The sequence below is a fragment of the Methanolinea mesophila genome (genome assembly GCF_017873855.1).
Lineage (GTDB): Archaea > Halobacteriota > Methanomicrobia > Methanomicrobiales > Methanospirillaceae > Methanolinea_B > Methanolinea_B mesophila.
Genome location: NZ_JAGGKR010000001.1, coordinates 1178235 through 1199694, shown reverse-complemented (window position 1 = coordinate 1199694; position 21460 = coordinate 1178235). Strand labels below are relative to the sequence as shown.

Here is a 21460-nt window from a genome sequence, read left to right as displayed (position 1 = left end):
TACTGCCCTCTCCCGAAGGGAGGAAAAGGCGGGAGCGTAGGAACATGAAATACCCCGAAATCCATGGAAAAAGAGATTTTTAAAGTTTTTTTACATTTTACAATAAAAAATAAGTTATCCTTCGACAACCGTCGCCTTGATGATTTTAACTTCCTGGAGGGGCCGGTCACTCCGGTCGGTACGCACCTTCCCCATCTTGTCCACGATATCCATTCCCTCGATCACTTTTCCGAAGGCCGGATGCTTATCGTCAAGGAAATTATTGTTTACCAGGTTTATGAAGAACTGGCTTCCCCCCGTGTTGGGACCGGCATTTGCCATAGAGATGGTCCCCCGGTCGTTCCGGTTATTCCGGGGGAGTTCGTCCCTGATGGTGTACCCTGGGCCTCCCCTTCCAGTCCCGGTGGGGTCCCCGCCCTGGATCATGAACCCGGCAATGATCCGGTGGAAGATGACTCCGTCATAGTACCCGCTCTTTGCAAGCTTCTCGAAATTCCCTGCGGTGATGGGCATATCCGCATAGAGCTCGATGGTGACGGTGCCCATAGTGGTCTCGAGCCTGACCCTGCTGCCGGGGGGATGTATCGTCTCTGCCATAATATTCTGGATTGAATCGGTTCCTGCACTTATAAAATCTTATCATCCATTCTTCGATGGGGGGCGTACCATAAGAGCCGGTGACTATGCCATGAAGAATAGAGGACCTGTGGAAAAGAGGCAAAGAAATCGAAAACGTAAAAACTCCGCTCACCTATAACTCGTCGATGGCAGGCGGGAAGCTGAAAATTGTGGTCTTTGGATCGTTTAATGCCGGAAAATCAACATTTATCCAGTCTATTGACTCGAATTCCCGCCATATCGAGGCGCAGGGGGGTGAAGGGAGCACCACGGTAGCGTTCGATTTCGGCAGAATAACCCTGCACAACATGCAGATATTCCTCTTTGGGACCCCCGGGCAGGAACGGTTCGAATTCGTGCGGGAGATCATCATGAGGGGAATGGATGCGGCGATTCTTGTGATCGACTGCACCTGTCAGGTCGATGAGTTCACCCGAAAACTCTACGAGTATCTTTCCGGAAAGAACATCCCCCTCGCGGTGATGCTCAACAAGTGCGACATGGTCGAAGCGTGCCCCTCAATGGTGAGAAAAACCCTCAATACGACGCAGACCTTCGATATATCTTCACGAGACGGGGAAAGCGCCCGGCAGGCACTTTCTACGTTTGTCGACGGACTGGTGGGGGACCTCTGATGATCGGGTAAGAGGTTTCGGCGCGGCTGAGTATCTCCATACCATTCCAGGATACGCGAAGAAGGGGGATTTGCGTTACTGAAAGTTACACAGGCTCTGCCCCGCCGCTTCCGCGCTCCGAACGGATATGCCCCGTCACCGTGTGTCCAGGATTTTTCGTTGATTCTCCGCAGCACCAGGCAGGGTCAGGCTTATTCCGGAGGTAATGCACCCCGGGCTGGTGCGTGGCGGGGAAAAGTCCCGAGAACGCCAGGAAAACGATAAGCGCTCAGCAAATCCCGTAATTTTCAAAAATGTTTGATTGCAAGGAGTTACATTTCGAGGATCTTTTCCCCTATCTGGACTGCCCATTTCTTTATCCTGTCCCATTCCCTGAAATCGCCTGGATGCACACCACCCATGATAAGAATCTCCCGGTCCGGCCCGCTCACCCGGTCGGGATCCACCCGTCCCGCAAAATAGCCGGTACCCAATGGGGTGACGTACAGCCTTATCGCATCGATTGCGTCCTCCCCGCTTCGGAGGTATTCCTCGAGCCGTTCCCGGAATGTATATCCGGCGACGAACACGTAGAGTGGCATGCCCGAAAGCGGACCCCGGAATTTGTGCACGAATTCACGCGCTTCCGGCAGCATTTTTCCCATATACAGGGGACTTCCCAGGACCACGGCATCAAATCCCGCAGGACTTTTCACATCCTCGACCCTGGCGACCTCTGTGGAGACCTCCATCGTTTCCAGTTGTTCGGCGATAACTTCCGCGATCTCACCGGTTGAACCGTAACGGCTGGCATAGCAGACCAGCACTATCTTCTTCATGTTCTGGATCGACCTTCCCGATACACTTGAGCGAATGAAGAGAGAAAATGGTGCCGGTAGGATCCCCGGTTCGGATGGGGGACAAGGTTAAACAATCATGCGGGCCGAAGGAGATTGATGACAAAGAAAGAGGTGTTCCAGGGTGTCCCCGGGATGCTCAGGCCTTTTCGTGAATTCCTTGAAACCGGAGGATTTGCGCCCGGAGACCAGATCGTGTACTACGGATGCCCGGGCACGTGCACTCCTTTCGTGGAGCTGCTCGGGTTTGCCGTGAGGAGCCTGAAGTTTACCCAGGTATTCGTGCCCTATGTTGATGAACAGGGAGCCCGAAGCCTTACCCTCGTCCCTGAAGTGGGGATGCAGGCGACGGATAAGATCACGATAAAGAAGCCTGTCGTCCTCGTGGTTATGGGCGGCCTCTCCATGCCAAACGTCCCGGTCGAGGTACGACAGATGAAGGAAGTCCTGTCCCGGTACCCGGATGCGAAAAAGATAGGGGTATGCTTCATGAACATGTTCGAGAAGACGGGATGGCTGGATGAGATCTCGTTCGATCTGCTCATCAATGCCACCATCAGCCCGGTGGAAGTGATCAGGGAGGAGTAACCTCTATCCGGAATAATTTTCCAGGACCGACGGGGTTTCCCCCGTATCATTGCCTGTAACCTTTTTTTCTCCAAAAACGAGCTTTATTGGCTTTGTTGACATCATTACCCTGTGACGTTCTTGGGGGCTTCGCCCCCGCCACTGCGGCAGCCCCCGGCGCGATATCTATGAAAAAAAGTTTAACCACGGCAGATATCGCACAATATCAAATAACCAAAAGATCCTGGACCTACCGACCGTCCGGCATATCCTGTTGGGGCGCCGCAGTGGCGGGGCGCAGCCCCAGGAGCGCCATAATCTATAGATTTGTGTTCTAAACAACCCCCGACAAAGATTTGATGAGACCACAAAGTAGATGAGGCCCCTTCCTGTTCTCAATGGATCTTACCCCGACCCTGAAATAATAAAAAAAAGATTTATTTGGGAGATACGTAGGGGTTACGGAGCGCCTTGTTGACCCCGAAGGTCGCACGGGACTCGACGGTCTTCTGGTTCTTGGAGATCTTCTCGTTTGCGAGCTTGCTCACCAGTTCCAGGCCGGGCTTGACCTGCTCGATCGGCTTGGTCTCGAAGCAGCCGGCTGCCATCGCCTTGCTCCAGATGTCGTCTCCCTTCTTGCTCCGCACAAAGACGGTGCTCCAGCCATCGGGGGACCCGACGGAACCGGTTGAGACATCGGCGAGGTTTGCCACGTAGTCAAGACAGACATGACATCCGGGCTGTTCGTACTTGTGGGTCACCTTGAGCGGGAGGGTTACGACCTGTCCGCGTTCTCCGTATACCCAGAACTTGCCCTTGCCAATCTCCATCTTCTTGACGGCCGGGAGTGCCATTCCTGCGTGGTCTTCAACGAGCTGCTTGATGCTCTGGTAGGGGAAGTTCTCCATGCAGAAGATGCCGATTGCCAGTGCAATCTTGTCGGGGACGTCCCTGAGTCCTGCGGGATACAGCTGGCCCTTGCGGACCGCCTGCATCTGGCAGGGGGTGCCTACGATACCGACCTTGTCAAGGCCGTAGCTCCTGGTGACTTCCTTGATCAGGGCAACGTTCGGGCTGAGGTTGTACCTCGTTCCGCGGGACGCCATCAGCTCCTCGGAGGTGAGTGCCACCATGGGCATCGGCCTCCAGGGCTCGGGTCCCGGGCCTGCAACGATGGCTCCGTCGATGATGCCCTCGTCCAGTGCATAGGCGAAGAGCTGAGTGACAATGCCCCCGTCCTGGGCCTTCTTCAGGATCTCCTTGCTGGTGCTGCGTGCCGAAACACAGGTTTTGTAAACGCCAAGTTCAGTTCCCATTTAAATCACCTCACTTGAGTGCTCCATCGATGGCTTCCATGATCCCTTCGTACTGGTTCACCACATCGACATTGAAGAAGCTCCTCGGGCACTGCGCGTAACAGGCACCACACTTGATGCACATCTCACGGTTCACGTTGGGCTTCCCGTATTCCATGGTGATCGCCCTGACCGGGCACGACGCCGTACAGGATCCGCATCCCATGCAGAGCCCCTGGTTTATGACGTCATAGATCAGGTCGCACCCGCAGGCGGTAGTTCCGCGGTCTGCGAGCTGCATGAGCGGGGTTAAGAACGCGGTCGCCAGGTCTTTCTGCTCTTTGGTTCCTTTCAGGAGCAGGTAGGCCATCACGCATACGTTCCTGATCAGCTGGGGAGTCGGTGCACACCCGGGGATGTAGACATCGACCTTGATCAGGTCCCCGATGGGAAGGTACGACTCGTGCTGGGGCTGGTTGGGCTGTCCACCCCTTCCGAACCGGGTGATGTTGCCATAGCAGGCGCATCCGCCTACTGCAACCACGACTGCCGCCTTCTCACGGGTCTGTTTGATCTCTTCAACTGCTAATTTGTCCTGAATACAGACGGATCCCTCGACAAGTGCAACATCCATCTTTGGAATATGCCTGACATCTGCAAGAGTCAGACCATAAACCAGGTCAGCGTACCTGTCAAGAATGGTTAACAATCCACCGTAATTGTCTGCTAAGGACACAAGACAGCCAGTACATCCACTCATGTGTACATGGCCTACTGTAATCTTGTCTGCCACAGGCTTATCCTCCTTTTTAGTTTTTTCAGCCATTTTCACTTCAGCTTTCGCCGAAGGCTCGCTGGCATTCTTCTTTCCGAAGATTCTCGATAGCCATCCCATAGTCCACCCCAATTAATTCCAGTACAGTCCGTACTGTTTTGGGTACTGCATTTGAAACCTCTTCAGTGAGCCCCAATTCAAAATCGGGGGCAGTAACATGCTTTGGCTGGCATCCGATGACCGTAATATCCACACGATCTTTGAGCCTTTGCAACGGCTCGGTCAGGTCCCATGAATGGGCGTCCCGATAACTCCCCGCTGGAAGGTCTTCCACCCTGAGCAACGTAAGGTCGCCCGGTTCCGCACCGAAGTCAGCGATATCGATAATTATCAACTTCTTCGTTTTTTCCGGGTCAATCAGGGTGAAAATGAAATGCGGGCCTCCGAGGCCGGCATCGATCACCTTGACATTGTCGGGAAGTTGGAGTTTTTGCAGTTCCTCCACTACGGCAGGACCGAACCCATCGTCAGCGAACAGGGGATTTCCGCACCCTGTGATTACGATCTCTGGAAACAGCATTTAGTTACGCTCACTGGATGAGTTTCTGGGCAACTATCCTCTTGTCCTCATCGACCACGATCATGTGGGTCGCACAGGAGACGCACGGGTCATATCCCCGGACGATCAGTTCGGCAACCTGCCACGGGGCACCGGTCAGTGCACGGCTGCAGGTGGGGAAGTTCCAGGTGGTCGGCACGAGCATCTCGTACCAGAGGACCCGTCCATCCTTGACCTTTGCCAGGTGGACGTCACAACCACGCGGGGCCTCGTTTGCCGCCCAGCCCATGGATCCGTCACCCTGGGGGATGCAGTCGGCAAGGACCTTGCCTGACGGGTTGTACGCGTCGAGTGCATTGATCATAGTGTAGCAGCAGTCGGTGTATTCGAGCTGACGTGCGACGTGCTGGGCCCACGTTCCCTTCTCAGTGAAGTTCTTGTAGGTCGCCAGCCGGGCACGGGGTCCGACCTCGACGGGTGCGCCGTCATAGAGCGGGACACCGGTGCAGGCCTCCATCTGGGGGTTGGCCTTGGTGCCGACAGGCGAGGTTCCACCGATCGGGTAGCTCGGATCTGCGAGGCTGACCTCGACTTCGCCCATGTACCAGTCCCACGGTCTGACGTCGGTCCACCGGTCGGGGTCCCACCCGGGGATCTCGTCAAGGTTGGAGCTTGCATACATCGGGTGCGATGCCATGTAGCCCAGGTCGTGGTATCCGAGAGTCTTCGGCAGGGGGATCTGCTTCCCGGCAACGTCCGTCCAGTCGCGCTTCTTCATGTTGTTCAGCACGGCCAGCATGAACTCCATCTGCTGGTGGGCAAGGGTAAGTCCCTCTTTGGCCAGGTCGTACATCTTGTAGACCGCCCGTTCGGAACAGGCCTTGTACATCCCACCCACACGGGGGTTGCTCGGGTGAACCGCTTCACCGCCGGCGATCTCACCGATAGTCTGCCCGATCTCACGGATCCGCTGGATGCGCTTGGCAACGCTCCGGACCGGTTCTTCGGGAGTGAACGGGTTGATCTTGGTCTCGGTGCCCGGAATGTAAAAGTCGGGCAGAATCAGGATGTTGTGCAGTGCAATGCTGTGCAGGCGGTTGGCCGCCTGGAGAATGACCCGGAGCAGCTTTGCATCCTCGGGGATCTCGCAGCGGATGGAACCTTCCATCGCTTCGATACCTGCAAGGGTGTGGGCAATCGGGCAGATACCACAGACACGGGATGCAATCTTTGGAACCTGGTCCATGGTCTTGCCAATGGCAAGCTTTTCTACTCCCCTGACGGGAGTAATGGAAAGCCAGTCACCACGCTCGATGATGCCCTCATCATTCACCTTGAGGACGAGCTTGGAATGTCCTTCATGCCTCGTGGTTGGGGAAATCTCTACAACTTTCGACAATATTATCGCCTCATTTTATTGGGTTGTTCATATCACGATACCGTCGTAAATCCACGCACATCTTTCCGTAGAAAGATGGTTGACCGTACTTAGTACGTTCAAAATAGTTTAACCGGCTCCTATTATATATCTGCTTTGCAATAATTCTCGGCTCCCCCGCCTTCTCTTACCCGGAAAAACCGAGAATTGGGCTTATTTTGACTTTGATAAGGGGGGTGCCGGCATCAAAATCAAAAAAACCCTTAAAAACGCTGCGCTTTTTGATTTAAGTTCTGTTCAGCCTTTAAACGGGGTGCCCTTTGCAGTGGTTTCGAAACGGCGGACAAAAGAAAAAATTTATTGGTGCTCCCCATTCAGTTCCACGAAAAGTTCCGCCATAGTGGCCTTCCTCTCGGCGTATGCATCATGCTGATGGATGCTCTCTTCGTTGGTCTGCTTTATGGTGATCAGGGAGTCACCCGGAAGGTAACTGAACTCGGCGAGGACTTTCTTTGCGCACTCCCTGACGCAATCTTCCACGAACCGTGGATTGTTGTGCGCCGAGAGCACCACATAACTCTCGTCACCCCGTTTCAGGAGCTCGTAGATTGAGGCGCTCATCGATTCCTTGAGTATTCTTATGATCTTTTCCAGTTTTAAGTGCTGGTCGTCGTCAATCTCGATGCAGAGAAATCCTCTTCCCCTCTGGTTGTGAGTGGCCATGGGAACCTTTTCAAGGAATTTCTCCACGGTTTCGTCCTCGACGCCCAGGTCCTGGAGGACGTACATGGCCCGCTCCTTCATGATATTCTGGGCACAGGGGCAGGCGGTCATGCCGGTTACCTCGGCCCCGATGCTCTTTCTCACGATGGGTTCCCGGAATGTCCTCCTGGCCACGGCGCGGGCGTGGACCGTCACAACCTCGTGGCAGCTGGTGTGGGAGACAGGGGTCTCGCGTTTCACCATGAACTGGCTCTGCATGAGCACCTCGGTGCGGTCGGCATACTCGTGGCGGTCCAGCAGTTTCCTGGCAACGATGCTGCACAGATCCTCGATCTCTTTTACATCCCCGTCGATGGCCTGCTGCAGGACCTCGTCGATCACTTCAAAATTTCTGGAGAGGTTCGCCCCCTTCAGGCTGCCGGGAAGGTCCACAAAAACATCAAAGGTGGAGATAAATATTACAGGCCTTTTATCCGGCCTGGAGACTTCTACCAGTTTTTTAACGTTTTTTACGCCTACGCGGGTGAGGTTGATCCTCACGTCCGGAGTAGTGGATTGCACATCCGGCAGTTCCCGTCCGCGGTCCGGACTCAGTACTTCGTGAATAGCTCATCGCTCCATATCGATGGTTCCGAAAAGGTGTGAGGTTAAATTTTTTTTATATAATATTTAAGAGCTCTGTTATCGATACCTAAGGGTGCGACCATGATGAAAAAATTTTATGAATCCGATGCCGACCTGAACGTCCTTTCGGGCAAAAAGGTGGCAGTTATCGGATACGGCTCCCAGGGGAGAGGACAGGCACTGAACCTCAAGGATAGCGGAGTCAATGTGATCATCGGGCTTCGTCCGGGAAAGAGCTGGAAGGCCGCGAGCGAAGAGGGTTTCAGCGTACATCCTGTCCCGGAAGCGGTAAAGGCCGCGGATGTAGTCCAGGTGCTCGTCCCCGATGAGATGCAGGGCGCGCTGTACCGGCAGGAGATCATGCCCCACCTCGCCGAGAACAAATGCCTCATGTTCTCCCATGGGTTCAACATCCATTTCGGACAGATTGTGCCCCCGCCCACGGTCGACGTAGTGATGGTCGCTCCCAAGGGCCCCGGACACATGGTGCGCAGGCAGTACGAAGAGGGGAAAGGGGTCCCCGCCCTGATTGCAGTGCACCAGAACTATACCGGCCATGCCCACGAGATTGCCCTCGCCTATGCCAAGGGGATAGGCGCGACCCGCGCGGTGGTGCTTGAAACGACCTTCCGCGAGGAGACCGAGACCGATCTCTTCGGAGAGCAGGCGGTACTGTGCGGGGGTATCACCTCCCTGATCAAAGCGGGGTTCGAGACCCTCGTCGATGCGGGATATGCTCCGGAGATGGCGTACCTCGAGGTGCTCCATGAGACCAAGCTGATCGTGGACCTTATCTACGAAGGTGGCTTTACCAAAATGCGAAGCGCAATCAGCAATACCGCACAATACGGCGACCTTACCCGGGGCCCCAGGGTTATCGGCCCCGAGGCGTATGTCGCCATGCAGGAGATCCTGCGCGAGATCCAGGACGGGGAGTTCGCCCGGGAGTGGATGCTCGAGAACCTGGTAAACCGCCCGGTTTTCAATGCGCTGACCAAGGCCGACGAGGAACACCTGGTTGAGATCGTGGGAAAAGAGGTCCGGGACCTCATGCCCCAGTTCAAGAAGAAATAGACTCTTGAGAGATCCCCCGTTTATTTTTTCGAATCCCGGGCATACCGTAGGCAGGACTGACAAGGTCCGATCAGGCTGGAACAGGTAATTATTCGCGTTTCCGGGTTTTAATTGATGAATCAAATTAATTAATCGTTCTTCCACATTCAGGCGGAACCACAATGGACTTTTTTAAAAACCCCCGCCAGCTTTATCAAAGAAAGCCAACTGGTTTTGATGTCGCTCCATCGCGCAGTAAGAAAGCCAACTTTCCAAAAAAAGCAAAAAGGCCCTTCTACCATACTTCCCGGAGTCGAATTATAAGAACGTCACTGAAGTGAGGATAGGATAAGGAAAAATTGGCTGACAGGATTAAAAAAAGGTAATCGTCTCCGGTTGCGTTAATGCCGCAGGATCGCCGAGAGGGAATTTCGTGCCCGGGTGAGCGCGTCCTGTTCGATGACGACCTTCTCTGAACCGCTCCGCAGAATGAGCGAGTCACCCCCGATCTCACCGATACGCGTTGCAGCCAGCCCCTCGAGTGCTCTCTCGTCCCGACACGCGACGAGGAACCGGCCGTAGGTCTCTGCGAAGAGCATCTTCACCAGCGGACCCCGGAGCGTGATGTCTGCGCAGGGTGCAAGGTCTGAAAGTGCGGCGATCAGGCCCCCCTGGGAGAGATCGGTCACCGCGATATCGCGTCCCCTGGTCATCAGATCCCTGATCGCCAGGAGGAGCCGGGGATCGGCCTGCGGCGGGGGGGCGCCTCCGCACCCGGTAACCGCGTCCAGGACGGACCCTCCGAAATGGTCGCCGGTATCTCCTGCCAGAGCGAGTACCCAGCCGTCGGAAGGGCGCGCCGGGTGCCGCACCTCGCATTTCCCGAGCATCCCAATCGACGGGGTGGGTTTGATCTGGGTGCCCATCTCGTCGCTCTCGTTGTAGAGCGATACGTTACCTCCCACAACAGGAGTCCCCAGCGTGCGGGCCATGGCCCCCATCCCGAGAACGGATTGTTCGAGCTGCCAGTAGATCTCGGGGTGGACCGGGCTGGCGAAGTTGAGACAGTTTACGATGCAGAGCGGGGTGGCGCCGACGCAGGCCAGGTTCGCGGCGTTCTCGAGCACCGCATTCGCGGCCCCGGCATAAGGTGAGAGATAGATGTGCCGGGGATTGCACCCGCAGGAGAGGGCAAGGCCGCCGTTCCCGAGCCTGAGCACCGCGGCGTCCCCGGCGAGCGTCACGGTCCTGATCTGCACATCATGGTCGTATTGTTCGACAACCCACTGCCGCGAGGCGACTTCAGGGAACGAGAGGACTTTGAGCGCAAGGGACTCCAGGTCCCCTGCGGGCATGGTAAACGGTTTTACCGCGTTGTAAGATTTTTTCTCCCAGCTGCAGCCCGGAGTTCCCCCTACAAGGAGATCAAGAGGAATATCAGCCACCGTTTTTCCATTAAACTCCACGATATAGCGGTGTTCCGCGATAACCTCCCCGATATCGCTCCACCCGAGATCGTACTTCTCCGCGATCTTCCCCATGAGGGGTACATCCGAAGGATCGACCTCTATGAGCATCCTCTCCTGCGATTCGGCAAGCATGATCTCGACCGGCTTCATCCCCGGCTCACGCAGATGCACCCTGTCGGCGCGGAGCCTTCCTCCGAACGTGCTGCACATCTCGCTGGACGCACCTGCCAGGCCCGCAGCACCGAGGTCCCTGCACGAGAGGATCTTCCCGGTCTCCGCCATCTCGAGAATTGCGTCGATGAGGAGTTTCTCGGTAAAAGGGTCTCCGATCTGGACACTGGGCCGGTCGGTCGCCTCGGAGTCCTCGGAGAGGTCCCGCGAGGCGAAAGAGGCGCCGCCCAGGCCGTCCCTTCCGGTAGAGGCACCGATCAGCACCAGGCGGCTGCCCGGTTTCTTCACACGGGCGGTGATGTAACGGTCAGGATGTACGATCCCCACGCAGACCACGTTTACCAGGGGATTTCCGTTGAACCCTTCGTCAAAAACCAGGTCTCCCCTCACTACCGGCACCCCGATACAGTTGCCGTATCCGCCGATCCCGTCGATCACGTGCTCCAGGAGATACCTGTTCTTCTCTCTGTCGAGTGGTCCGAAATACAGCGGGTCCATGAGCGCAACCGGCCGGGCGCCCATGGAGAGCACATCCCTGACGATACCGCCTACGCCCGTCGCCGCACCATCGTGCGGATCGACGTAACTCGGGTGATTGTGGCTTTCCATACCCACCGCGAGCGCCAGGTCCTCGTCGTACCGTACGATCGCCGCATCATCACCCGGCCCGAGGAGCACCGCATCCCCGGTAGTGGGGAGGGTCTTTAAGAGGTGCCTCGTCGAGCGGTAGCTGCAGTGCTCGCTCCAAAGGTTCTCAAAGCAGGCGGTCTCGACATCGGTGGGCTCTCGTCCCAGGGACTTCCTGATGATCTCCTGGTCCTCGGTGGATAGCATGAGGAAATGTCTCCTGCGCTACCTAAAAAACCATCCCGCACTGGTCTGATGTGGCCTTTTTTATGCCGCGCCCCCCTATATATGAGCATGGTGGAGACGTACGAGAGCCTCCTCAAGCGGGCATACGCAAACGTGACCGAACCGACCGAGTCCACGGAACGGTTCAACGTCCCGGAAGCAAAGGCCTACATTGAGGGGAAAACAACGGTCCTTGAAAATTTCGCAGAGATAGCGGGTATCCTGCGAAGGGACCAGGATCACCTGATGAAATTCCTCCTGGGCGAGCTGGGGACTGCGGGAAAGATTGACGGAAACCGGGCGGTGTTCAACGGCAAGTTCGAACCATCCCTGATCAACAGCCTGGTCAAGAGTTATGTGGACGACTACGTGATCTGTTCGGAGTGCGGGAAACCGGACACACGGCTGGTAAAGGATGACAGGGTCCTTATGCTCCGCTGCGACGCCTGCGGAGGACACCGCCCGGTGAAGAAGCGCAAAGCCCGGATTGAACCGCCGGCCAACGAGATACAGGAAGGTTCTATCCTCGATCTCGAGATTCAGTCAGTCAGCAAGCGCGGGGATGGCGTAGTCAGGAGAGGCAAGTACGTGATCTATGTCGCGCATTCAAAGCCCGGACAGCAGGTCAAGGTACGTGTCACAAGGGTATCGGGATCCATCGTCTTCACGGAAAGGGCCGAATAAGGTCATATCAATATTTTTTTCTCCCGGATCTCAATAAGCCGGAAATTCAGTCTTCCATCCGAAAGCCATCCGGGAAGCACACGCGGCCCCCGGGGTGAAGGCCGGGAAGGTATCGGGAAAAAGGATTGACTTTTCAGATATTCGGAGCGCCGGAAGTACCGGCCGGGCGTCCGGTTGTTATGCGGCCTCTTTTTTCAGGTCATCCATCAGCTTGACGCAGTATCCCGACAGGCGCCCGCACGCATCCTGCACCGCGGCGAGGGGTGATCTCTTTCCGTTTGTGGTCACCAGGAGCTCCGGATCGGAGAACTGGAATTTTATGACGTACCGGGCGACGTCCACGTCAGGGTCGCGAAGGATCTCCTCGGTGAGGAGGTTCATGAAGGTATGACTCTCCCCCGATATTACCATCCTGACCTTGTTCTCTTCCAGCTCGAGTATCTTAATATTCATCCACTTATAAATGGAGGCCTGAGTTCTATATAGGTATGGATGGATGTCACTCCCTGCTCCCGGAACGGCCGCTTGTCAGGGATTCCCGAAAGCAGAATTTCTCTCCGTCCATTCCAAGATTTGGAAGCTCCCACGGCATATTATGGGAGATATGCACGCAACGGTAGTCCCTGACTCCCAGGGTTTCCGCAAGATCCTGTGCATCCTTGTAGTTCATGTGCTTCGCGATATGGTATTCGGGGGGGACCAGCGCATCCACCAGTAAGAGGTCCACACCCTCCAGGAGATCGAGGGTCCTTCGGGGGAGATCCATGCTGGTATCCGAGGTGAATCCAACCCGGTACCCGTCCCCCTCGACGAGCAGCCCGCAGGTATACGCCGGGGGGTGGTTCACCTCGACCAGGGTGAACGTCATTCCGAACAGGGAGAATGCCCGGTAAGGCTCCTGGTAATGGCGCCGGAAGGAGAGAAACGAGAAAATCCCTCCGCAATAGTCCATTACCGGCGGGGCGGCATAAACGTCGGGGATCTGCTGTACGCGGTAAAATTCCCCGAAACCCATGAAATGGTCGTAATGCCCGTGAGTCCAGATGACCGCGGAGATGTGGGGAGAGCCGTTCTGCAGGAGCTGCTGGCGCAGGTCGGGAGTACTGTCCACCAGGACGTTCCCGCCGTTTCCCTCGATGAGGAGGGAGGTCCGTAAACGCTGGATCCCGAAACGGAGTGCATAACTGCACCTGGGGCAGGAGCAGTTCACCTTGGGGGTCCCGATGGCGTCCCCCGTCCCGAGCAGCGTGAGCTTCATACTACAACCAGTTCAGCTGGCGCAGCTCGTTCCGGTTTTCCACCACGAGTTTTCCCCGGGTTATATCGTTCTCCGTAATGTAATTGCGACGTTCCATGAGTGCCGACAGGAATGCCTCTTTTACCATTATCCGAAGGTCTGCTCCCGAAAATCCTTCGGTCTCTTCCGCGAGCTTAGAAAAATCGCACCGGCAGTCCATGGATGAGGTCACTTTCCTGAGAATCTCCTGCCGCATCTTCGCATCGGGCAGCCCGAAGACGACAACTTCGTCGAATCTGCGCCATGCCGCCTCGTCGAGGAGCTGGGGATGGTTCGTGGCCCCGATAAGGAGGACGTGGTTCTTCACCAGGCTGATCTGGTCGATATTTTTAAGGAGCGAATTTACCGCCCTCTTCATGGCCCCGTGGTCGTCGGTCACCCTGCTCTTTGCCACGAAATCGAACTCGTCGATGAAGAGGATACAAGGTGCAATCTCCTTGGCGATCTCGAATATCCGGTCGACATTCTTCGAGGTCTCTCCAAGGTACTGGGAGGTGATCATGGAGAGCCGGACTTCGAGAAGGGGGAGGTGCATCTCATGCGAGAGGGCGAGTGCGAGGGAAGTCTTTCCCGTTCCCGGTGGTCCCACGAAGAGTAGCTTTCCGACCTCGTGGATCCTCTGGCGGCGCAGTTCCTCGGTGTGCCGGCGGGCGAGTTTCACTTTTTCAATAACCTCTCTCTGCTCCGGGGTGCAGACAAGATCTGCCATTTGCTGTTCGATCTCTTCGGGAGCACTCACGATCACCAGGTCGAGCGCACTCTTCATCTTCGGGTCGTCCCCAGTGATCCTGGAGATCTTGGCCGCAAGAAAGACCCTTGTATCCTGGAAGAGCGGATTATGTTCCCTGACTTCATCGTAGGAGACCTTCACCGAATCAAAATTCTGGAAGAAATATGCCAGGGCCGGGTTTGCCGTTACCAGGGGGAGTCCGCCCTTGTTGATGAACCAGCGGGACGCGGGCTCCAGGGTGGTGATCTTGATCCGCTGACCGAACTCCTCGCAGGTGACCACCGGGTTAGCCTGGAGCTTTTTGCAGGCATCGGCGATTCCCAGGGTCTTTCGCACCATCCCTTCGCTGACATAGAGCGGCCGCTTCACCTCCCCGGAATCGGGGACCCCGAAAAGCTCACGGAGTTCCGGCGTGAGGTCGTTGACATCCAGGTTTGTATTCTGGTTGAAGATCTCGGCGGTGAGTAGCACTTCAAGAATCTTGAGGGATTCATCCTCTCCGGACATGGCTGTAACCTTTAGTATTCTTCCTTAGGTTGCATAAGAGTATCTCATGCAGTGGTCACTATGCACCCGTCTTCGGTGACAATTATCGTGTGTTCATGTTGCGACACGTAAGAGCCGGGGATATCCGAGAGCACCGGATAAGCGTGGAGTATCTGCTCTCTCACCAGGGTACTAAGAGGAATATCCAGCCGGGTCCCTGGAAGCCATCGCTTTGCGAACGGCAGACCCTTGCGGGGGCGAACACTGTCCAGGATCTTTCTTGCCTGGGGCATCCGGATCGGTTTTTCCAGAATCTGCTGGTAGATTTCCGTCCTCGGTTTCTCACTTACGTGCCCGGATCCGGTACTGGCGAACGGTTCGATAGCAAAGACCATCCCTGCTTCCAGTGTCGCACCTCCCGAGATCGCGATATTGGGGATATTGGGAGGCGAATGAATGATATACCTGCCTAGACCGTGACCGGTCAGATTTACCACCGGGAGAAATCCCCTTCGGGTTATTTCTTTCTGTATCGCCTCGCCGAGCTGGCCTACCGTCGTTCCCGGTCGCACCAGGCGTATCGCCCCGGCAAGCGCCTCCCTGGACGCTTCGATCAGCATAGGGCGGTCTCCGAGGTCGATGGTAGTGGCGGTATCGGCCACATAGCCGTCCAGGTGAACGCCCAGGTCGAGTTTCACCACATCTCCTTCACGAAAAACTCTCCCGTCCCCTGTCGAGGCGGTGTCGTGGGCCGCGTCCTCGTTCAACGAGATGTTGAGCGGAAAGGCCAGGCCTGCGCCGGTATCCGTGACCATCGCCTCGATTGTCTCGACCGTTTCCAGGAACCCGGCCCCCACCCGGATCACCCCGACCCCCGCCGAACGCACGCGAGAGGCGATCTTTCCCGCCTCAATGTAGAGATCGAATACCTCCTGGTCCATGGCTTAGATCTCCAGCGTTTCCGGAAATGCGGTGATGCAGCGCCAGCCGTCGCGGGTGACCACGCCAATGTTCTCCAGCCTGACGCCTCCCAGTCCCGGATAGTAGAGGCCCGGTTCGTTGGTTACCACATTTCCTGCCCGGATCGTCTCTCCCCCGGGGCCGATAGACGGAAGCTCGTGCACCTCGAGCCCCACTCCATGGCCGAGGTTGTGAATAAACCCCCGGTCTCCGCTCTCATAGCCGCATTCCTTAAAGAACTCCACCGCGGACTGGTGGACCTCCTCTCCGGTCGCGCCCGGCCGGATTCTTTCGGCCGCATGCGCCTGTGCGCCCTTCACGGCCCGGTACATCTCCCGGATCTCGGGGGAAGCTTCGCCCCTGCACACGGTGCGGGTCATATCGGTATAATATCCCGTCCTCTCGCTCCGGGGGAATATGTCGATCACGATGGGCTGGTGCGCGTGCAGCGGCCCCGAGCCGGTGATATGGGGTACGGCGCTCTCTTCGCCGCAGGAGACGATGGTCTCCATGGCGTGGCAATCCGCCCCGACAAGGACCCGCTGCATTGACTCCCGCACGAACTCGGAGGTCAGCGGTGCCGCACCGCGGTACAGCATATCCTTGCGGATCTTCGCCCCGGAGATCAGGTCGAGGGCCTTGTTCATCGCAGATTCGGTCGCCTGCTGGACGGTTTCGATATTCCCTACCTCACTTGTTGTTTTTACCGCACGCATCGTTTCAACCGTGCCCCTGTCGGCACGGACATGCCGGAACTGCTCCATCTCTTTCGCGAGGAGAAACGGGAAATTGGCGGGAACAAAGATCTCGCCATCGATCAGGCGCGTGATCATCATGGCAAGCGCCTTCACCCGGTCCTTCTCCTCCCTGACGATATCGAGAAGGCCCGCTTCGGCCCTGGTCATCACAGACGCTGACGACTCCTGCGCCGCACGCCGGGCTTCCATCTGGGAGACAATCAGGGTGCCCTTTTCACCCCGCCGCCTGAAATATACGACAGGGTCCGAGCTGGTAAACTGTGTCAGGTATCGGACATTTGCGTCCTGCGAGGAGCCGAACGCCACGAATCCCCCTCCCCCGGTCTTCTTCAGCATCTGGTCCAGCGCGTCCATAATACCCTCGAATTATGTCGCGATACCACAAGTACTTTTATCATAACATACCAGGTACGATGTGATGGACGAGCCCACGAAAGAGCGATTCAAGTGGAAATTTTACAAGCTTGCCGTAATGCTCAATATAATCGTCATCCTGGTTGCGGTGGGGTTCGTAGCCCTGTTCAAAGCACCGCAGGGATTCGCCATTCCGCTCGCGCTGATATTTTTCGTCCTTGCGGCGGTACTGGGATATTATTTCAGGAAAGGGTATTACACTACAAAAGTCTGGCTCGATGAGAACGCGTGAGGGGGGGGAGGGTCGACATCATGCTGGAAAAGGTCAAGCACGAGATCGAATTGATGCAGCGCCATATCGTCATACTCAGGGCCGTGGTGGCATCGCAGCCGATCGGAATCATGAAGCTCTCCGAGCAGCTGAACCTCCCGTTTCATCGGATACGGTATTCCCTCCGGGTACTGGAGCAGATGGGATACATTCGTGCCTCGCCGTCGGGCGCAATGGCCACCCGTCAGGCAGAGGAACTGCTCCTTCATCTGGATGAGGGGCTGGACGAGATGATCGGCCTTCTCTCTTCGATGAAAACCGATGGCGGATAACCCTGTAGTGCGGCCGGTACCTGACGTATTCCGTAACGGTATCTTTAAAAACACCCGAGGACAATCTATTAAGGCACATCTCGTGCCGCCATAACTCAGTTGGTAGAGTGGCTGGCTGTTAACCAGCATGTCACAGGTTCGAGTCCTGTTGGCGGCGTTCAATTCTTATTTTTTCCCTGGAGTTCACCTTTTAGCGTTATCACCAGCACCCGGACAAGGGTATGCCGGGTTTCGGTGAGGAGTTCCCGTGCAGACGCGGCCACCCGCGAATGCCGCCTCCGGAAAACCTGTCGTCGGAAACGCCCGGGAAATATCCCGGGAAGCTTTGTGGCATGCGCAAAAATTTTTGAATTAACGGCACCAATACAGTGTGGTTCCGGGTTTATGCCGGATACCGGAAGCCATCCAGATCGGGGCCCGTAGCTTAGTCCGGTCAGAGCGCCCGGCTCATAACCGGGCGGTCATGCGTTCAAATCGCATCGGGCCCACTTTATTCAGTCGATGCCGCCGTCAGCGATCCGCTCATTTCACAACATTTCTATTCCCCGGTAGCATAGAGCACCTTTATGCAGTGTCCAGTGTGCGGGAACGACTGTGTGTCCCAGGCGGGAGATCTGATCGCAACGCTCCCGGACGTGTTTTCGGGATGTTCGTCCTGCCGGGCCACGGTACTCGACAAGTCCAGGCCGCCTCCCGCAGGTCCCCCGGCCGAACCCTGCGAATGCCAGAAGAGATTCATCGACCAGGTCTTCTCCCATCTCTATACAATTCTTGTCGAAGAGGGGAAGTTCACCGGGAAGGAGCCCCTCGGCGCAGTCGGAATCCCCCTTATCCATCCCGGTTTTTTCATGAACTCCCCGCCATTCCTGCCGCCCGGTTCGCTGGTACTGGTGACGAGGGTGGCCGATACAAAGATCGCGGCCAGGATGGAGAAAGAGGTGCCCGAGATCCGGGGCGTGGTGGGAGGTGGCAATTTCGTTCCGGGAGTTGCTGACCCCGAACGCACACAGACTCCCAGGACCTATACGCTCCTCGCCGGCTGCGACGTACGTGCCGATGTATTCCGGACCACTGCCGGCCCCGTGGTCACGTACAAGCAGCAGTCCCGGATTCACATCGAGTTTCCCAGGGAGTTTAACCCGAAGATCGCCAATGTCGAAGAACGGATCCGTGCCGCCCGGCCCGAGGTGTTTGTGGACGCGTCGTCGGGGGTTGGTACGCTCGGGCTCACCGCGGGCAGGATGAAGGTTCCCCACCTGATCTTCAATGACATCTGGTATGCCGCCGCATTCTGGACCGCGTTTAACCTGTCCGTGAACAAGGAATTCCTCGACCTCGATGAGATCCGCATCCTGAAACACTATGAAGCCATCGAAAAGACCCCGGTTCTCGACGGGCCGGAGAAGATCGCGGAGGCGACAGGGAAACAGGTCGTGGAAGTCTACCAGGGGGATTACGCCCTTCTCCCGAAGGTTGTTCCGGAAGGACGGGTCCTCACGGTCCTGGATCTCTTTGAAAAACAGGACCGGGTAAGGGTAGACCGTGCATTGCAAAGATGGAAGGAGCATGCCTCCGGCGAGGTATTTATCCCCTAGTCGTGCCATAATTATACGGGGACTAGCCCGGGTGGTTCGGCGTCACCTATAACCCGAGACCGTCGGTATGCGGGGGGCGAAGTTCGAGGAAGGCTGCAACGAGCTGCCTGATACTGTTGTGTCCTGACGTTGAAACCTCGTCCTGTGAGGTCGGTGGACAGGGATCAAAGCCCCGGAGGGGGTGGCGACCTGTTGTCGCGGGAACCGGTTGAGGCCCGGAAGGGAGCAAACTTACCGTGAACATTCGGCGCCCATGGGGTTGCGGGGCGGAGGATGGGTGCTCCAGCGAGGGTAGAGACGTACAGTCGACCGAGAACGTGTCCCCACTTTGCAGGTCGTGATCATGCCGAAAGTGACCATTATCGGGGCAACCGGCAACGTCGGCACCTTCGCAGCTCATACTATTTCTGAAATACCTCACGTGCAGGACATCCTGCTCATAGGCAGAACCGGGCGCGAAGATCTGCTGAATGGAATTACCCAGGATCTGCAGGACTCGTTTGCCGCATGCGGCAACTCAATACGGCTTTCATGGAGCACCGATCTCTCCGACCTGCGTAATTCGGATATCGTGGTATGCACCGCGGGGATCCCCCGGCGACCCGGACAGGACCGTCTCGACCTTGCGGTGGGTAACGCGAGGCTCGTGGCCGAACTTTCCCGGACGGTGGGCGAAGTCGCCCCGGACGCGATGCTCCTGATGATTACGAATCCGGTCGACGTGATGACCTCGATTGCTCTCAAGTATTCCGGGCTCGAGCCGCGCCAGGTATTCGGGCTGGGGACGCACCTGGATTCGATGCGGCTGAAATCATTGATCGCCGGATATTTCAAGGTCCATGTGAGCGAAGTGCACACCAGGATCATCGGGGAACACGGAATGAGTATGGTGCCCCTTTGGTCGGCGACCACGATCGGCGGTATCCAGATCAGCAACCTGCCTGCATTTTCTCATCTCCCTGTGCAGGAGATGGTCGACACCGTGCTCTCATCGGGAGAGAATATTATCCGGAACAAGGGTTCGACGGTATACGGCCCCGGAGAGGCTATCGCCACCCTGGTCCGCACCGTGCTCGGGGACGAGAACCGGATTCTGACCGTATCCGCGTACATCCGCACCGAGGTGCACGGGATAGGAAACGTATGTATCGGAGTTCCCGCACGAATCAACAGGGCAGGTGTATTTCCGGTACCGATCAAAATCGATGAAAAAGAAGTGATACAGTTCCGTGAATCGGTGGAAAAGATCAGGGGAATCACCCGCGAGGTTCATTCCCTGATAGAGAAGGAACTGCCGTATCCGGAAAAACCCGTAAAATCGTAACTTCGTTTTTAAAAAAAGTATCAGGTAAGGGTGACCTCAATGATCTCGGCACGTTCCACGCCTTTGATCGCATTGAGTTTGGCCTCTACTTCGTCGCTCACGCCTGCCGCGTCATCCGCGATGACCGCGATCTTCAGCGCCTTCAACCCGAATCCGATAGGCTCTTCCTTTACATCCTGGAGACCGGGAACCTGTTTCCTGATCTCGGCGGTAAGCGCCACGAGGTCGATCTCGGGAGATTCCGGCATTACCCGCGCGATCAATGCGACAGTTCCCATGATTTACGGCCCCCGGAACCCGCACTTTGCACAGATATAGGGAATGCTCTGTTCCCTGCAGCGGAAACACCGGTAGATCTTCTGCTCGCACACCGGGCACTTGAATTCAGTTGCACCCTGCTCAGCCAGAGGTGCGTTACACGAGGTACAATTTTTATTTGACATAGCTTATCCTCGAACCGTTCCTTAGAATATCTTTCTTATGTGACTTAAATGCAAATGGTAGTGCCGGCACGTGATTCTCCTCCCAGCACCCCGCGAAGGAGCCCGGGACGCCGTCCGTTCACTACGCATACCTTCACGCCGCGGGCAAGGGCGAACGGGATAATACAGGGATCCACGTCCCCGGTCTCCACCGGCGTGGAAATCCGATCAAGCAGGACCCCCCCGGACCGGATCCCGTCCACTGACTTTACCAGGAGCAGCTCCAGTCCGAGGCGCGCTGCGATCCACCCGGCGATCGTGTCCGACGATACCTCCCAACGGTGGGGAAGCGGGTCGAGATCGCGAAGCGCGCGATAGGGAAGCAGTACCGTGGCTGCCCGAGGGATCTCGGGTCTTTCGGTCACGGGAAGACCGAACGAAGAGATATACCATCCGTACTGTTCCATCGCCGCGATGGCCATCCAGTGTGCCGCGTCCTGGTCACCGACCTGAGAGGCCCGTACCAGGTCTGCAAAACTCCCTCCGCCCGGGACGATCAGCACACGAAACTCTCGCAGTTCCGCGATCAGGTCAGGTACCCGGTCCATCAGGCTCCCTCCGATCTTCACCACGAGCGACGTCCGCATAACAGAACTATTTCACCAGATTGATTAAAAACAGGTTGCCATTCT

The 21460-nt window shown here is 56.6% G+C and carries 24 protein-coding genes, 2 tRNA genes and 1 other RNA gene; 11 read left to right on the top strand and 16 right to left on the bottom strand.

Features of this window, described 5'->3' with window-relative positions:
• Positions 1-114: 114 nt before the first annotated feature.
• The gene (locus J2741_RS05680; RefSeq protein ID WP_209674036.1) at positions 115-597 is read right to left on the bottom strand and encodes a peptidylprolyl isomerase; all 483 of its coding nucleotides are present in this window, start codon (positions 595-597) and stop codon (positions 115-117) included.
• Between the two features lie 167 nt (positions 598-764).
• Here J2741_RS05680 and J2741_RS05675 point away from each other — a divergent pair, with 167 nt between their 5' ends.
• Positions 765-1253 carry a GTP-binding protein gene (locus tag J2741_RS05675; protein ID WP_209674035.1) on the top strand — a complete coding sequence of 163 codons (489 nt, stop codon included), beginning with the start codon at positions 765-767 and terminating at the stop codon, positions 1251-1253.
• 311 nt (positions 1254-1564) lie between these two features.
• Here the strand turns inward: J2741_RS05675 and J2741_RS05670 are convergent, their stop codons facing one another.
• A complete protein-coding gene (locus J2741_RS05670) occupies positions 1565-2071 on the bottom strand; it encodes a flavodoxin domain-containing protein (protein WP_209674034.1) in 507 nt (168 codons plus the stop codon).
• 117 nt (positions 2072-2188) lie between these two features.
• Between J2741_RS05670 and J2741_RS05665 the strand changes: the two genes are divergently transcribed.
• Positions 2189-2677, top strand: a complete 489-nt coding sequence (locus J2741_RS05665) for a DUF2124 domain-containing protein (protein ID WP_209674033.1) — start codon at positions 2189-2191, stop codon at positions 2675-2677.
• A gap of 416 nt (positions 2678-3093) precedes the next feature.
• Here J2741_RS05665 and frhB read toward each other — a convergent pair whose 3' ends face one another.
• The 5 genes from frhB to mptA form a co-directional block, all read right to left on the bottom strand.
• A complete protein-coding gene (gene frhB, locus J2741_RS05660) occupies positions 3094-3972 on the bottom strand; it encodes a coenzyme F420 hydrogenase subunit beta (protein ID WP_209674032.1) in 879 nt (292 codons plus the stop codon).
• Between the two features lie 10 nt (positions 3973-3982).
• Positions 3983-4777 carry a coenzyme F420 hydrogenase subunit gamma gene (gene frhG, locus J2741_RS05655; RefSeq protein WP_245249422.1) on the bottom strand — a complete coding sequence of 265 codons (795 nt, stop codon included), beginning with the start codon at positions 4775-4777 and terminating at the stop codon, positions 3983-3985.
• A 7-nt stretch (positions 4778-4784) separates the two neighbouring features.
• Positions 4785-5306, bottom strand: a complete 522-nt coding sequence (gene frhD, locus J2741_RS05650) for a coenzyme F420-reducing hydrogenase, FrhD protein (RefSeq protein WP_209674030.1) — start codon at positions 5304-5306, stop codon at positions 4785-4787.
• Between the two features lie 10 nt (positions 5307-5316).
• On the bottom strand, positions 5317-6684 hold the full coding sequence (gene frhA / locus J2741_RS05645; protein WP_209674029.1) for a coenzyme F420 hydrogenase subunit alpha: 1368 nt from the start codon (positions 6682-6684) through the stop codon (positions 5317-5319).
• Positions 6685-7020: 336 nt separating this feature from the next.
• A complete protein-coding gene (gene mptA / locus J2741_RS05640) occupies positions 7021-7956 on the bottom strand; it encodes a GTP cyclohydrolase MptA (RefSeq protein ID WP_209675535.1) in 936 nt (311 codons plus the stop codon).
• A 135-nt stretch (positions 7957-8091) separates the two neighbouring features.
• On the opposite strand from mptA, the gene ilvC reads away from it, so the two are divergent.
• Complete coding sequence (gene ilvC, locus J2741_RS05635; protein WP_280897430.1) at positions 8092-9084, top strand: ketol-acid reductoisomerase; 993 nt, start codon at positions 8092-8094, stop codon at positions 9082-9084.
• A gap of 380 nt (positions 9085-9464) precedes the next feature.
• Here the strand turns inward: ilvC and purL are convergent, their stop codons facing one another.
• A complete protein-coding gene (purL, locus tag J2741_RS05630; RefSeq protein WP_209674028.1) occupies positions 9465-11537 on the bottom strand; it encodes a phosphoribosylformylglycinamidine synthase subunit PurL in 2073 nt (690 codons plus the stop codon).
• An 87-nt stretch (positions 11538-11624) separates the two neighbouring features.
• On the opposite strand from purL, the gene J2741_RS05625 reads away from it, so the two are divergent.
• Positions 11625-12239, top strand: a complete 615-nt coding sequence (locus J2741_RS05625; protein ID WP_209674027.1) for a translation initiation factor IF-2 subunit beta — start codon at positions 11625-11627, stop codon at positions 12237-12239.
• A gap of 177 nt (positions 12240-12416) precedes the next feature.
• Here the strand turns inward: J2741_RS05625 and J2741_RS05620 are convergent, their stop codons facing one another.
• From J2741_RS05620 to J2741_RS05600, 5 genes are read right to left on the bottom strand one after another with little or no spacing between them, the layout of a single operon-like run.
• Positions 12417-12692, bottom strand: a complete 276-nt coding sequence (locus tag J2741_RS05620) for a DNA-directed RNA polymerase subunit L (RefSeq protein WP_209674026.1) — start codon at positions 12690-12692, stop codon at positions 12417-12419.
• Positions 12693-12738: 46 nt separating this feature from the next.
• Positions 12739-13497, bottom strand: coding sequence for an MBL fold metallo-hydrolase (locus J2741_RS05615; RefSeq protein ID WP_209674025.1), 759 nt, complete (start codon positions 13495-13497; stop codon positions 12739-12741).
• A gap of 1 nt (position 13498) precedes the next feature.
• Positions 13499-14773 (bottom strand): ATP-binding protein, encoded by a 1275-nt coding sequence (locus tag J2741_RS05610; RefSeq protein ID WP_209674024.1) that lies wholly within the window; start codon positions 14771-14773, stop codon positions 13499-13501.
• A 44-nt stretch (positions 14774-14817) separates the two neighbouring features.
• Entirely contained in the window at positions 14818-15693 is an 876-nt protein-coding gene (map, locus tag J2741_RS05605; protein WP_209674023.1) for a type II methionyl aminopeptidase, read from the bottom strand.
• A gap of 3 nt (positions 15694-15696) precedes the next feature.
• Positions 15697-16824, bottom strand: a complete 1128-nt coding sequence (locus J2741_RS05600) for a M24 family metallopeptidase (protein ID WP_209674022.1) — start codon at positions 16822-16824, stop codon at positions 15697-15699.
• A 64-nt stretch (positions 16825-16888) separates the two neighbouring features.
• Between J2741_RS05600 and J2741_RS05595 the strand changes: the two genes are divergently transcribed.
• From J2741_RS05595 to J2741_RS05565, 7 genes are all read left to right on the top strand, one after another.
• A complete protein-coding gene (locus J2741_RS05595; RefSeq protein ID WP_209674021.1) occupies positions 16889-17116 on the top strand; it encodes a hypothetical protein in 228 nt (75 codons plus the stop codon).
• 20 nt (positions 17117-17136) lie between these two features.
• Positions 17137-17427, top strand: coding sequence for a hypothetical protein (locus J2741_RS05590; protein ID WP_209674020.1), 291 nt, complete (start codon positions 17137-17139; stop codon positions 17425-17427).
• 84 nt (positions 17428-17511) lie between these two features.
• Positions 17512-17584 (top strand) — tRNA-Asn (locus J2741_RS05585).
• Positions 17585-17840: 256 nt separating this feature from the next.
• Positions 17841-17915: transfer RNA gene (locus J2741_RS05580), tRNA-Ile, on the top strand.
• A 78-nt stretch (positions 17916-17993) separates the two neighbouring features.
• Positions 17994-19022, top strand: coding sequence for a hypothetical protein (locus J2741_RS05575; RefSeq protein WP_209674019.1), 1029 nt, complete (start codon positions 17994-17996; stop codon positions 19020-19022).
• A 15-nt stretch (positions 19023-19037) separates the two neighbouring features.
• Positions 19038-19349, top strand: an RNA gene (gene ffs, locus J2741_RS05570) — signal recognition particle sRNA.
• A 16-nt stretch (positions 19350-19365) separates the two neighbouring features.
• The gene (locus J2741_RS05565; protein WP_209674018.1) at positions 19366-20346 is read left to right on the top strand and encodes a malate dehydrogenase; all 981 of its coding nucleotides are present in this window, start codon (positions 19366-19368) and stop codon (positions 20344-20346) included.
• A 20-nt stretch (positions 20347-20366) separates the two neighbouring features.
• Here J2741_RS05565 and J2741_RS05560 read toward each other — a convergent pair whose 3' ends face one another.
• From J2741_RS05560 to J2741_RS05550, 3 genes are read right to left on the bottom strand one after another with little or no spacing between them, the layout of a single operon-like run.
• Complete coding sequence (locus tag J2741_RS05560; protein ID WP_209674017.1) at positions 20367-20624, bottom strand: elongation factor 1-beta; 258 nt, start codon at positions 20622-20624, stop codon at positions 20367-20369.
• Positions 20625-20627: 3 nt separating this feature from the next.
• On the bottom strand, positions 20628-20789 hold the full coding sequence (locus J2741_RS05555; protein ID WP_209674016.1) for a zinc finger domain-containing protein: 162 nt from the start codon (positions 20787-20789) through the stop codon (positions 20628-20630).
• 44 nt (positions 20790-20833) lie between these two features.
• Positions 20834-21415, bottom strand: coding sequence for a uridylate kinase (locus J2741_RS05550; RefSeq protein ID WP_209674015.1), 582 nt, complete (start codon positions 21413-21415; stop codon positions 20834-20836).
• Positions 21416-21460 lie beyond the last annotated feature (45 nt).